At 41.4% G+C, this 13,130-nt stretch carries 11 protein-coding genes; 10 read left to right on the top strand and 1 reads right to left on the bottom strand.

Annotation, left to right across the window (positions count from 1 at the left end):
* Nucleotides 1-53: 53 nt before the first annotated feature.
* A complete protein-coding gene (locus tag N7E81_RS17965; RefSeq protein ID WP_263050986.1) occupies nucleotides 54-1,601 on the bottom strand; it encodes a hypothetical protein in 1,548 nt (515 codons plus the stop codon).
* 141 nt (nucleotides 1,602-1,742) lie between these two features.
* Here N7E81_RS17965 and N7E81_RS17960 point away from each other — a divergent pair, with 141 nt between their 5' ends.
* From N7E81_RS17960 to N7E81_RS17915, 10 genes are all read left to right on the top strand, one after another.
* A complete protein-coding gene (locus N7E81_RS17960) occupies nucleotides 1,743-2,909 on the top strand; it encodes a 2-isopropylmalate synthase (RefSeq protein WP_263050985.1) in 1,167 nt (388 codons plus the stop codon).
* Nucleotides 2,910-2,923: 14 nt separating this feature from the next.
* Entirely contained in the window at nucleotides 2,924-4,315 is a 1,392-nt protein-coding gene (gene leuC, locus N7E81_RS17955) for a 3-isopropylmalate dehydratase large subunit (RefSeq protein ID WP_263050984.1), read from the top strand.
* On the top strand, nucleotides 4,315-4,908 hold the full coding sequence (leuD, locus tag N7E81_RS17950; protein ID WP_263050983.1) for a 3-isopropylmalate dehydratase small subunit: 594 nt from the start codon (nucleotides 4,315-4,317) through the stop codon (nucleotides 4,906-4,908). The genes leuC and leuD overlap by 1 nt, the downstream gene beginning before the upstream one ends.
* Before the next feature lie 11 nt (nucleotides 4,909-4,919).
* Nucleotides 4,920-5,075 (top strand): hypothetical protein, encoded by a 156-nt coding sequence (locus N7E81_RS17945; RefSeq protein ID WP_263050982.1) that lies wholly within the window; start codon nucleotides 4,920-4,922, stop codon nucleotides 5,073-5,075.
* Nucleotides 5,076-5,145: 70 nt separating this feature from the next.
* The gene (gene leuB, locus N7E81_RS17940) at nucleotides 5,146-6,231 is read left to right on the top strand and encodes a 3-isopropylmalate dehydrogenase (protein WP_263050981.1); all 1,086 of its coding nucleotides are present in this window, start codon (nucleotides 5,146-5,148) and stop codon (nucleotides 6,229-6,231) included.
* A 442-nt stretch (nucleotides 6,232-6,673) separates the two neighbouring features.
* A complete protein-coding gene (locus N7E81_RS17935) occupies nucleotides 6,674-7,564 on the top strand; it encodes a branched-chain amino acid transaminase (RefSeq protein ID WP_263050980.1) in 891 nt (296 codons plus the stop codon).
* A 94-nt stretch (nucleotides 7,565-7,658) separates the two neighbouring features.
* A complete protein-coding gene (gene ilvD / locus N7E81_RS17930) occupies nucleotides 7,659-9,329 on the top strand; it encodes a dihydroxy-acid dehydratase (protein ID WP_263050979.1) in 1,671 nt (556 codons plus the stop codon).
* A gap of 79 nt (nucleotides 9,330-9,408) precedes the next feature.
* Nucleotides 9,409-11,145 carry a biosynthetic-type acetolactate synthase large subunit gene (ilvB, locus tag N7E81_RS17925; protein WP_263050978.1) on the top strand — a complete coding sequence of 579 codons (1,737 nt, stop codon included), beginning with the start codon at nucleotides 9,409-9,411 and terminating at the stop codon, nucleotides 11,143-11,145.
* A gap of 14 nt (nucleotides 11,146-11,159) precedes the next feature.
* Nucleotides 11,160-11,714: an acetolactate synthase small subunit gene (gene ilvN / locus N7E81_RS17920; RefSeq protein ID WP_263050977.1), complete on the top strand. Its 555-nt coding sequence runs from the start codon at nucleotides 11,160-11,162 to the stop codon at nucleotides 11,712-11,714.
* A gap of 79 nt (nucleotides 11,715-11,793) precedes the next feature.
* On the top strand, nucleotides 11,794-13,119 hold the full coding sequence (locus tag N7E81_RS17915; protein WP_263050976.1) for a pyridoxal phosphate-dependent aminotransferase: 1,326 nt from the start codon (nucleotides 11,794-11,796) through the stop codon (nucleotides 13,117-13,119).
* Nucleotides 13,120-13,130 lie beyond the last annotated feature (11 nt).

The following is a 13,130-nucleotide window of genomic DNA, read 5'->3' as shown; positions in this document are numbered from 1 at the left end:
TGCAAAGTATCCTAGTCTGGCCGCTAGGATACTTTTTTTATGTCGTTTTTTTATCAAATCTCATTAAGCCTCTCTAGCGCCTTGTCTTTGATGATGCTTTGTACAGGCCTTCTTTCGATCTTGGATTCTAACCAAGATATGATATCAAAATAAATAAAGGCTCGTCGTTCGTATGGGTCTTTGGTGAGTGGAATTAAATTTTCTCTCAATTGACGAAATCTTTTGATCAATTCCTCTTGTGTGATGTTGGTTTTCAAGCGTACCAGAAAGTTGAGTATGTATTTTTGGTATTGATGCAAATCCTTCTTTTTGAGTAAAAAACGGTAGGTAGATCGCACATAGTATTCGATCAATTCCATGTTGCCCAGTTCATAGTGAGCAATCAGATTGAGGATGCGAGCAAAGCCATGAATGTCGGCCCGTAGGTCCGCCTCTTTGGAGTTGATGATTTGATTAAGCCAATAGATAGCCGTCTGGTAGTTGTCGTTTCCGAAATACAAACAAGCCGTTTTGTAAAACAAAATTACCTTTGAATGCATATCTATTTGGCTGATGAACTGCTCCATGCCAGGCTTTATGCGCTCCATCAATTTGACACCTCTTTCAAAGTCTCCCATCAAAAACAGGCGATTAAACTCATGCACGAAGGTGTATTTGAGTAGTTTCATTCGTATGTTTTCGTTGAGTTGAGCAGAGGGGAGATTGTTGAGCGATCGAAGCTCTCTTGTCGTAGCCTGAAACTCACGGTACATCAGTAACTTGTTTTGCGCAATAAGTAGATGATTTAGGCTGTTTATATACGATTCCAACATCGAGTTCATAAGAGCCTTATTATGATTGAATAGTGCCACCAGTTTGCTAGCATATTGATAGCCCATTTTAAAATCCTGTAAGAAAAAGTAATAACCAATGTATAGGTTGTAGAGGCTTATTTTTTCGCTATTAGATAGTTCTTCTTCTACGAATACAGGTAGACTGGCGGAAAATACATTTTGAATTTTGTGGTAGTCGTTTTCGTTTCGAATAAAGCCTATTTTCTGATAGAGAGACTGCAATTTCATTTGCAAATTAGAGAATGAATTGATGTTGTTGATGCGGTTGTTTACCCGCTGTACATCAGCTATGATTTCATTCGTTCTAGTTTGATTTTCTTTGCCTGCGGTGTGAAATAGCACTTGTTTCTCCCATTTCAATATTTCCAATTGCATCTCTAAGTTGCCACTTTTTATGGCTATTTTTTTTACCTTTTTGATTACCTCAGCACATTGTTTATATAGCCCCTTGTTAAACAAAATTTCCGCATGATCAATCATGTCCCTAATCTTGATGTTGGGGAGTGTGTTGGCGTTGTAATCACGCAAGGCGTGTAGGATCTTGGTATATAGATGTGCTTTCATATTAGAAAGCTGAGTTGGTTTTATGGAAGGGTCAGCTTTTAGTATTTCATCATCATCGAAGGAGGTCTGTGTTTCTATGATATTAAACAGCTTAGAAAATTTTTTCGATTCGGAGTTGGCCATGGTAAGCTTGAAATACCGTTTTTCACTCTTCTTTAAAGACTTGATTAAATAAAATAAAGCGTCCGATCTTTCTTTAGACATTGTAATTAAAAATGCGTTAATATCTATTTATGTGTAATAATACGCATTATATATTCTTTTAGAGATCGTAATTAAATAAATAATAGGCATTTTTTAGCGAATTGTCGCTACGTAGTTTTGTGACATAATTAAAAGAGAACTATGGACAATCGCATACACATTTTCGATACTACACTGCGTGATGGGGAACAAGTGCCGGGTTGCAGACTAGATACCAAAGGCAAACTCTTGATTGCCGAGCAATTAGAACTCCTAGGGGTTGATGTTATAGAAGCAGGATTTCCAATTTCCAGCCCAGGTGATTTCGAATCTGTTACCGAGATTTCAAAATTAGTCAAAGATACCACCGTTTGTGGTTTGACTCGCGCAGTTCAAAAAGATATAGAATGTGCTGCTGAAGCATTGAAATTTGCAAAAAGACCTAGAATACATACGGGTATTGGTACTTCAGATCAGCACGTATTTACTAAGATAAAAACCACAAGAGAAGACATTATTGCGAGAAGCAAGCAAGCAGTGAAGTGGGCTAAAAAATACGTAGAAGATGTAGAATTCTACGCAGAAGATGCTGGCCGTACAGACAATGTTTTCTTGGCTCAAGTCATAGAGGCTGTGATTGCAGAAGGAGCTACCGTGGTCAATATTCCAGACACTACAGGCTATTGTTTGCCAGAAGAATATGGCGCTAAAATCAAATACCTCATGGAAAACGTGAAGGGCATTGAGAAGGCCATCATATCGACACACTGTCATAATGATCTTGGTTTGGCTACAGCCAATTCAATTGCAGGTATCCAAAACGGCGCTCGTCAGATCGAATGTACGATCAATGGTATCGGTGAGAGAGCAGGCAACACCTCTTTAGAAGAGGTGGTCATGATCATGCGCAAGCACAATTGGATGAAATCAGATACCAATATCGATGCAACCCGACTCAACGCGATGTCTAGACTCGTGTCAGAAACCATGAGAATGCCTGTGCAGCCAAACAAGGCAATTGTAGGTAGCAATGCATTTGCACACTCTTCAGGTATTCACCAAGATGGGGTAATCAAAAACAGAGACAATTATGAAATTATCGATCCCGCAGAAGTAGGAGTAGATGAGTCGTCGATTGTATTGACAGCCAGAAGTGGTAGAGCAGCATTGAATTATCGAGTTGAAAAACTCAATGTGAAACTCACAAAAGAAGAATTGGAAAACGTCTACCACGCATTTTTGAAAGTGGCAGATCAACATGATGTAGTCGATGATCAATTGCTCAAGGGCATGCTTAGCGACTATTTGATGACGAATGTAGAATTGTAATAAAGAAAAAAGAAGTGGCAAAAACACTATTTGATAAAGTTTGGGATAGCCATGTGGTACACAACGTCGAAGACGGGCCACAGGTAGTGTATATTGATAGACATTACATTCATGAGGTAACTAGTCCTCAGGCATTCAACGGATTAAGAAGTAGAGGTATACCAGTATTTCGCCCAAAGCAAACCATTGCTACAGCGGATCATAATGTGCCTACCAAAGATCAACATCTACCAATTAAAGACGCTTTGTCGAAACATCAGGTAGATACTTTGATCAAAAATTGTGATGAATTTGGAGTAGAACTATATGGTTTGGGCCATCCTTTTCAGGGAATAGTACACGTGATCGGGCCAGAACTGGGGATCACCCAGCCAGGTATGACGATGGTTTGTGGAGATAGCCATACTTCTACGCACGGTGCTTTTGGAGCCATTGCTTTTGGTATTGGTACCAGTGAAGTAGAGCAGGTTTTGGCTACTCAGTGTATTCTTCAGAACAAGCCAAAGAGCATGAAAATCGAAATTAACGGCCAATTGAAACCAGGCGTGCTTTCGAAAGACATTATCTTGTATATCATTTCTAAAATTTCTACCAGTGGAGGCACAGGTCATTTTGTGGAATTTTGCGGCGATACCATCGAGGCCTTGTCTATGGAAGCCAGAATGACTATCTGCAACATGAGTATCGAAATGGGTGCTCGTGGAGGTATGATTGCTCCAGATGAGACTACCTATGCGTATATCAAAGGTCGTGAATTCGCTCCTAAAGGAGAAGAATATGACAAAATGGTAGAGAAATGGAAAGGTTTGAAAACCGATGAAGGTGCTCAGTTTGACTTAGCATACAGCTTCGATGCGGCGGATATTGATCCTATGATCACTTATGGTACTAACCCAGGCATGGGAATCGGAATCAATGATAATGTGCCAAACCCTAACGGAAACGCTACGGACAACTTCAAAAAATCTTTGGATTATATGGGCTTGGAAGCAGGTCAGAAGTTGATAGGAAAAAAAGTAGACTATGTATTCATTGGAAGCTGTACCAACTCAAGAATCGAAGATTTGAGATTAGTAGCAGACTTGGTGAAAGGCCGTAAGAAAGCCGATCATATTGAAGCATGGATTGTACCAGGCTCAAAGCAAGTAGAGCAGCAAGCCATTGCAGAAGGACTGGATGTTATTCTAAAAGAAGCAGGATTTGAGCTAAGAGAGCCAGGATGCTCGGCTTGTTTGGCAATGAACGAAGACAAAGTGCCAGCAGGTGCTTACTGTGTGTCTACGTCCAACAGAAACTTTGAAGGAAGACAAGGTCCTGGTGCTAGAACCATGCTAGCCAGTCCACTATCAGCGGCTGCTACAGCCATCAATGGGTATATTTCTGACGCGAGAGAATTGATGAACTAATGGAGAAATTTATAAATATAACATCGAGTGTATATCCACTTCCAGTGGAAGATATAGATACAGACCAGATCATACCAGCGAGGTTTTTGAAAGCTACAGATCGTAAGGGATTTGGCGACAACTTGTTTCGCGATTGGAGGTATGATAAAAACGATCAACCCAACCCAGACTTTGTGTTGAACAACCCAAAATACAGCGGTACCATCTTGGTAGCGGGTAAAAATTTTGGTTGTGGGTCTAGTCGTGAGCATGCTGCTTGGGCGATTTACGATTCAGGATTGAGAGTTGTGGTGTCTAGTTTTTATGCTGATATTTTCAAAGGAAATGCGCTGAACAATGGCCTGCTGCCAGTACAAGTGTCGGAAGGTTTTTTGCAAAAAATATTTAAGGCAGTAGAGGCAGACCCTAAGCAAGAGGTATCGGTTGATTTGGTTACACAAACCATTTCGATTGTAGGAACCGACGATGCTGAGAGTTTTGAGATTACAGCTTATAAGAAGCATTGCATGACCAATGGATTCGACGATATCGACTTCCTAATCAGCAAAGCAGATGAGATAGCAGCATACGAAACCAAGGAATTGGTTTTTTAAAACAAAAGAAAATGAAAAATAAAGCAAGAAGTACAAACGAGACTAAAACAGGTCAAAAAGAAGCAAAAACCAAAGCTTTAAACCCTAATAGTCGTGAGTTTTTATCATCCACTCAATGCATGGGCGAACGAAAAAGCTACTTGTTTGCCTTCGGTGCTGAAATTTGAAAAACACAATTGAACGAAGTACTTAATTGACTTTGAGTGTGACAAGTGCAATAAAATACATCATATACACATGAATAAAAATATAGCCATATTATCAGGCGACGGTATAGGACCAGAGGTTACTGCTCAGGCAGTAAAAGTCATAGAAGCAGTAGAAGAAGTTTATGGACATTCGTTCGAAAAGACAGAGGCTTTAATCGGAGCGATCGCTATCGATGCTACAGGTGAGCCATTCCCAATTGAGACAGAAGAAGTTTGTAAGTCTTCTGACGCGATCTTGTTTGGAGCCATTGGACATCCTAAGTATGACAACGACCCCAACGCCAAGGTAAGACCTGAGCAAGGGCTGTTGAAAATGAGAAAAAATCTTGGCTTGTTTGCCAATGTCAGACCAGTGGCTAGCTTCGAAGCTTTGCTTTCTCTTTCTCCTTTAAAAGAAGAAAGAATCAAAGGTGTTGACTTTGTAGTTTTTAGAGAACTGACAGGAGGAATATATTTTGGACAGCCTAGAGGAAGATCAGAAGATGGTAAGTCCGCATTCGATTCGTGTACTTATACTGAGGCAGAGATTCAGCGTGTGGCGCACTTGGCGTTCAAATCTGCGCAAAACAGAAGGAAGAAATTAACCCTAGTAGACAAGGCCAATGTATTGGCTACGTCTCGACTATGGAGACAAGTAGTGACAGAAATGGCACCACAGTATCCTGACGTAGAGCTGGATTTTATGTTTGTAGACAATGCGGCCATGCAGATCATCCAATACCCAGCACATTTCGACGTGGTACTGACTGAGAATATGTTTGGAGACATCATTACTGACGAAGCATCAGTGATATCTGGTTCACTAGGGTTGTTGGCATCTGCGTCTATGGGTAGTGGCTTGGGCCTCTATGAACCTATTCATGGATCATACCCTCAGGCTACAGGCAAAAACATAGCCAATCCTATCGGAGCCATTTTGTCTGCAGCCATGCTATTGGAGTACTCATTCGATTTGATCGAAGAGAGCAACGCCATCAAGGCTGCGGTAAACCAGGCTGTTCAAGAAGGATTTTTGACAGAAGACTTGAATAAAGAAAATGCAAAATCGACTACAGAAGTAGGAGATAAAATAGCGGAGTTGATACGTGCAAATCGCAGTGTATTAGAAGCTTAAATAAAATCGTATTAAAAATCGCTAAGATTGTTAGGATGGTAAAAACGAAATGTTCTACCTTTGGTATTCGAAAGAACAACAAAAATGAAGAACATTATTGTCATAGCATTAGCGATTATTATTGAGGTCACAGTGACCTCAGATCGGGAGTGATATGCAATAGTTTAAAAAGATAATCTAAAGCGTCATTCCCAACAGAATGACGCTTTTTTTATGCGTTCGCCGAAATGAATTTATTCATGGAAGCTTAATACCCAAATGTTAGCCCAAAAAATGATAGCGATTATTGTCATCGTCTTAGCCGTCGTGATTATTACCATTTTTGGTATGTCGTGAGATTGGTATATTGGAACTTTAAAAAATTCTAAAAAGCCTTTCTCCTCCGAGTAAGGCTTTTTTTATGACAATGATCGAATCAATTAAGTAACTAAAGAGACAGACTATGTATTACAACGACAACTCGATCCTTTTCCTTGACGGACAATGGGTAAAGGCATCAGAAGCGAAAGTTGACTTGTTTAGCCAGACCATGCATTATGGAAATGGTGTCTTCGAAGGGATACGCTCTTATGCTGGTGCAGCAGGACCCAATATCTTCAAGGCCAAGGAACATTTTGAAAGACTAAAGTATTCTGCCGAAAGAATGAATATTAAAATCACTCAGTCCGTCGATGAGTTAGTCAAAGTCTCTTATGAATTACTAGATAGAAACGGCTTGACCAATGCCTACATCCGCCCGCTGGTATACCTCGGTGCCAATATGAAACTGCTTTCTTGTGGAGAAGTACATGTGATGATGGCTGCTTGGGATTGGCCTCCATACTTGGGTGACGAAGCACTGAAAGTAATGATCTCGTCGTTTGAAAGACCTAATCCGAAATCGATCCCTGTAGATGCCAAAGTAAGTGGCAACTATACCAACTCGATCATGGCTTCCAATGAAGCCAAGCGGAAAGGATTCGACGAAGCATTGATGTTAGACGCTGACGGTTATGTAGCCGAAGGGTCTGGTCAAAACTTTTTCTTTGTAAAAGATGATGTGATCTATACACCACCTTTGGGCAATATCTTACCAGGTATCACTAGAGCTACCATCATCGAATATGCCATGGAGTTGGGGTATCCAGTAGTAGAAAAGCTATTCAAACCCGAAGAAATGAAAGGAGCAGAAGTAGCCTTTTTTACAGGTACAGCTACAGAGGTAGCGAGTATTGCATCGATCGACGACATGGAATTTAAAGCCGATTGGAAAGAAACAGTAGCTTATGACCTGTTTCTCATGTATCGTCAGCGAGTGAGCAATGCCGAACTAAGCGATTTTACATTAGTGTAATAAGAACCAAGACAAGAGTTAATTAATAAAAATATAGGACATCAATTGTAGCGAGACATTAAGCCTCGCCTCTGGAGTCTAACATCCGAATAACATGAGTTTAAATAAATACAGTAAAACGATCACTCAAGACCCTTCTCAGCCGGCATCACAAGCGCAATTGTATGCTACAGGAATGACAGAAGCGGACATGAGTAAAGCGCAAGTAGGGATAGTAAGCACTGGATTCGAAGGTAACCCGTGCAATATGCATCTCAACATTCTATCACATCAAGTGAAAAAGGGTGTTCGCGAAGCTGATCTTGTCGGATTGATATTTCACACGATCGGAGTGAGCGATGGCATTTCCAACGGAACAACAGGCATGAAGTATTCCTTGATCTCAAGAGATATTATTGCAGATTCTATAGAGACAGTGGTCAATGCACAGTTTTATGATGCAGTAGTGCCAGTAGTAGGATGTGATAAAAACATGCCAGGCTCTATCATGGCCTTGGGTAGATTGAACAGACCAGGTTTGATGGTTTATGGAGGGTCAGTAAGACCTGGGAAATGGAAAGGCGAAGATCTTAATATAGTATCGGCTTTTGAGGCTTATGGTCAGAAACTAGCCAATAACATATCTGATGAAGACTATGCTGGGATCATCAAAAACTCGATTCCAGGACCTGGTGCTTGTGGAGGTATGTACACCGCCAATACCATGTCTTCGGCTATCGAAGCTATGGGCATGAGCTTGCCTTCTTCCTCTTCTAACCCTGCTGAGAGCGAGGACAAGAAACTAGAGACTTATAGAGTAGGTCAAGCAGTAAGGCATCTATTGGAGCAGGACTTGCGTCCAAGAGACATCATGACCAAGGAAGCATTCGAAAATGCCATTCGACTGATCATGATCTTGGGAGGCTCTACCAATGCCGTACTTCACTTGATCGCTATGGCGAAATCTGTAGATGTACCTATTGGACTAGATGATTTCCAAAGAATATCTGATAGCACACCGTTTATAGCTGATTTGAAACCGAGTGGAAAATACTTGATGGAAGATCTCCATTACGTAGGTGGAGTACCTGCAGTTATGAAGGCCTTGCTGCACGAAGGTTATTTGCATGGCGACTGTATGACCGTAACAGGTAAAACTTTAGCTGAAAACATCGAAGAAGGACCGTCATTAAAAGAAGGCCAGAAAATTATTCATTCGTTTTCTGATCCAATCAAGCCAAGCGGTCACCTGCAGATTCTGTACGGAAACTTGGCGCCAGAAGGTGCTGTTGCCAAGATTACGGGCAAAGAAGGCGAGTACTTCGAAGGACCTGCCAGATGCTACGACGACGAATTTGAAGCGATTGAAGGCATAGGCAAAGATGTGAAAAAAGGAGAAGTAATCGTCATCAGACAATCAGGCCCTAAAGGAGCGCCTGGTATGCCTGAAATGTTGAAACCAACAAGTGCCGTAATGGGCGCAGGGTTGGGCAAAGACGTAGCCTTGATTACCGATGGAAGATTTTCTGGTGGTTCACACGGTTTTGTAGTAGGGCATGTTACGCCAGAGTCGCAAGAAGGTGGACCATTGGCATTTGTCAAAGATGGTGATATCATCAGTATCGATGCAGTGAAAAATGAAATGAATTTAAAAATTTCTGACGAGGAAATGGCAGCTAGGAAAGCTGCTTGGGTACAGCCCGCATATAAGGCTACTAAAGGAATTTTGAAAAAATATATCAAGCAAGTATCGTCGGCTTCACAAGGTTGTGTAACTGACGAGTAACCAAAAATGAATCTAGGCACAAGAATCAAGACATAAAATTATCTTGATTCTTGATTCTGAAATCTTGAATCTAATTACAATGAACACATCAACATTAGAAGTAGAAGAAAAACCAAAAACCAATGCGCAACGAATTAGCGGCTCTGAGGCCGTCTTAAGATGTTTGTTGGAAGAGGGTGTGGATACGATTTTTGGCTATCCGGGCGGAGCCATCATGCCGATCTACGATGAGTTGTACAAGTACATGGACAAGCTCAATCACATCTTAGTACGTCACGAACAAGGCGCTTCGCATGCTGCGCAAGGATACGCTCGTGTGACAGGCAAGACAGGTGTCTGCTTTGCTACTTCTGGTCCAGGAGCTACTAATTTGATTACAGGAATCGCTGATGCTCAGATCGATTCGACACCACTCGTGGCAATTACGGGTCAGGTAGCCTCTCATTTGTTAGGTACGGATGCTTTTCAGGAAACTGATGTAATGGGCATATCTATGCCTGTGACTAAATGGAATTATCAGGTGACCAAAGCAGAGGAAATCCCTTATGCGATCGCAAGAGCCTTTTATATAGCTAATTCTGGTAGACCAGGGCCTGTGTTGATAGATATTACTAAAGATGCACAGTTTTCAGAATTCGATTTTGAATACGAAAAGTGTACTAAAATAAGAAGCTATCATCCGTTTCCAGTTATGGAATCAGCAAGTGTGGATGCCGCAGCTCAATTGATCAATGAAGCCAAAAAACCTATGCTATTGGTCGGACATGGAGTACTGATCTCTAAGGCACAAAGTGAATTGCTCGCCTTGGCTGAAAAAGCAGGAATACCAATGGCTTCTACGCTTTTGGGATTGTCTGCTGTACCCAATAAGCACCCACAATATGTAGGAATGCTCGGTATGCATGGTAATTATGCTCCCAATATAAAAACCAACGAATGTGATTTGTTGATTGCTGTTGGTATGCGATTCGATGATCGGGTGACTGGTGATTTGAACACTTATGCCAAACAGGCCAAAGTGATTCACATCGAAATAGACCCTGCCGAAGTAGATAAAAATGTAAAGTCTGACGTGGCCATCGTATGCGATGCCAAGGCGGCGTTGATCGCATTGGAAAAGAAGGTAGAGCAAAACAGTCACGATGAGTGGTTGGCAGAATTTAGAGCCCTTGATGCCATCGAATTCGAAAAAGTGGGAGAGGCAGATCTACACCCTACCTCGGGAGAGGTTAAAATGGCTGAAGTGATTCGTATCATTTCCGAAAAGACCAAAGGGGAGGCTGTAATCGTGACCGACGTAGGACAGCATCAGATGATTGCTAGCCGTTATTACAAATTCGAAGATACACGATGCAACGTGACTTCGGGAGGATTGGGGACGATGGGATTTGCCTTGCCAGCAGCTATGGGAGCCAAACTGGGGCGATTGGACAAGCAAGTGATTGCGGTAATCGGAGACGGAGGATTCCAGATGACTATTCAGGAACTAGGAACCATTTTTCAAAGTAAAATAGGGGTGAAGGTTTTGATTTTGAATAACAACTTCTTGGGTATGGTTCGCCAGTGGCAAGAGTTATTTTTCGATCGTAGATACTCTTTTACAGAAATGACTAACCCAGATTTTCAAATGATATCTAAAGGTTATGGCATTCCTTGTAACAAGGTGGATAAACGTGCCGAACTAGAAACTGCCATTGAGGTGTTTCTAGAGCACGACGGTCCTTATCTATTGGAGGTGTGTGTAGAAAAAGAAGGAAATGTGTTCCCGATGATTCCTACGGGCGAATCCGTGTCTAACATCAAATTGGAAGCTTAAAAACAGAAAAGAACGTGGAAAAGCAATATACAATGTCCGTTTTGACAGAAGACAAAGCGGGATTACTCAATAACCTGACAATTATCCTTACCAGAAGGAAAATAAACATAGACTCTTTAAACGTCTCTACTACTGAAGTCAAAGGCATCAGCCGCTTCACGATTGTAGTCACTACGTCGAAAGATAAGGTGGACAATTGCGTGAAGCAGTTCAGGAAACTGATCGATGTTTTGGGCGCTTTTGTCTACGAAGAAGATGAAGTTTACTATCAAGAGCTTGCTTTGTACAAAGTGCCAACATCTGTATTCCTAAATGGAAACAAGATTGAGACATTGGTGAGAAACAATGGCGCAAGGATTTTGGTTATTGAAGCAGATCATATCATCATAGAGAAGACAGGGCATATGGAAGATACGCAGGATTTGTATCGCAAATTGGAGCCGTTAGGCTTGTTAGAATTTGTGAGATCAGGCAGAGTAGCCATTTCCAAGTCCAAACGTAAAACGGAAGCATACATCAAGGAATTGGAAGAGACCAGATCCAATGAGCTGAGCATAAAAGATTATTAAAATAGACATGAGATAGGTGTATCGAATATTTAGGCCTTTGGTCTAGCTATTCGATACGCATATTAACTACTTAAAGAAGATGCGCCAAGTACTATTACACGAAGGTTCCAGTCAGCTCGATTATGAAATCAGAGACATAGTCAAGAAAGCCGAAGCACTACAAGCACTCGGCCAGCGGATCTATTGGGAAAACATTGGAGACCCTATATTGAAAAATGCAGTAGTACCCGCATGGATCAAAGAGATATTGACCAACCTAGTCAATGAAAACAGCACCTATGGGTATTGTCATTCCAAAGGGGTGTTAGAAACCAGACAATATCTGGCAACTAAAAACAATAAAAAAGGAGGTGTGCAAATCACCTCTGATGATGTCTTGTTTTTCAACGGACTGGGAGATGCTATCGGCAAACTGTATCAGTTTTTGAATCCCTATTCAAGAGTAATAGGGCCGTCTCCTGCTTATTCTACGCATTCTGCGTTAGAAGCAGCGCATTCCAATAAGGAGCCACTCACATACAATCTCGATCCAGAAAACAACTGGTATCCAGATCTAGACGACTTGCGTCTAAAGGTGAAGTATAATCCGAATATCGTAGGGATATTGATCATTAACCCAGACAACCCTACAGGAATGGTCTACCCAGAAGAGTATTTGCTAAAGATCGTAGAGATAGCAAAAGAATTTAATCTTTTCATCGCGAGCGATGAAATCTATACCAACATCATTTACAACGACACCAAGACCAAAGCATTGGCCGAAGTATTGGGAGAGGTACCAGGTATAGCCCTCAAAGGAATTTCGAAAGATTGCCCATGGCCAGGGAGCAGATGTGGTTGGATGGAGTTTTACAACCGTCATGTAGACGAGGAATTTAACAAGTATTGTGCTACTTTGGAAAATGCCAAAATGGTAGAAGTATGCTCAACTACGCTGCCACAAAAGGCTTTGCCAATCATTCAGGAGCATCCCAAATATCAGGAGTATTTGGCCGAGCGTAGAATGGAAATCGCAGAACGCAGTGAGATCATTTCTCAGTATTTGAATGACCTTCCTTACGTTACTTTTAATAAGACCAACGGAGCGTTTTATAACACCATAGTATTTAAAGATGGCGTGTTGAACAACATGCAAACCTTGAAAATTAAAGACCCTGCGGTCAAAGAACTAGCAGAGTCATGGGTGGAGCGTATAGGAGAGCCAGACAAACGGTTTGTGTATTATTTACTGGCCGCAAAAGGTGTGTGCGTAGTGCCTTTGTCTTCCTTTCAGTCCGAATTGAGAGGATTCAGAATCACTCTATTAGAAGAGAATAAAGAAGTCCTACACGAGACTTTTAGCAAAATAGCTGACGCCATCAACGAATTTTGTACCTCAGACGTGGAAAAAGAATTAGTGGCATAAGAAGATAGAAT

This window comes from Reichenbachiella carrageenanivorans, assembly GCF_025639805.1.
GTDB lineage: Bacteria > Bacteroidota > Bacteroidia > Cytophagales > Cyclobacteriaceae > Reichenbachiella > Reichenbachiella carrageenanivorans.
This window is presented reverse-complemented; position numbering and strand designations above follow the sequence as displayed.

Excerpts from the sequence above, each read along its gene's own strand:
- N7E81_RS17965 (WP_263050986.1), bottom strand. The coding sequence starts at position 1,601 with ATGTCTAAAGAAAGATCGGACGCTTTATTTTATTTAATCAAGTCTTTA.
- N7E81_RS17960 (WP_263050985.1), top strand. The coding sequence starts at position 1,743 with ATGGACAATCGCATACACATTTTCGATACTACACTGCGTGATGGGGAA.
- leuD (WP_263050983.1), top strand. The coding sequence starts at position 4,315 with ATGGAGAAATTTATAAATATAACATCGAGTGTATATCCACTTCCAGTG.
- N7E81_RS17945 (WP_263050982.1), top strand. The coding sequence starts at position 4,920 with ATGAAAAATAAAGCAAGAAGTACAAACGAGACTAAAACAGGTCAAAAA.
- leuB (WP_263050981.1), top strand. The coding sequence starts at position 5,146 with ATGAATAAAAATATAGCCATATTATCAGGCGACGGTATAGGACCAGAG.
- N7E81_RS17935 (WP_263050980.1), top strand. The coding sequence starts at position 6,674 with ATGTATTACAACGACAACTCGATCCTTTTCCTTGACGGACAATGGGTA.
- ilvD (WP_263050979.1), top strand. The coding sequence starts at position 7,659 with ATGAGTTTAAATAAATACAGTAAAACGATCACTCAAGACCCTTCTCAG.
- ilvB (WP_263050978.1), top strand. The coding sequence starts at position 9,409 with ATGAACACATCAACATTAGAAGTAGAAGAAAAACCAAAAACCAATGCG.
- N7E81_RS17915 (WP_263050976.1), top strand. The coding sequence starts at position 11,794 with ATGCGCCAAGTACTATTACACGAAGGTTCCAGTCAGCTCGATTATGAA.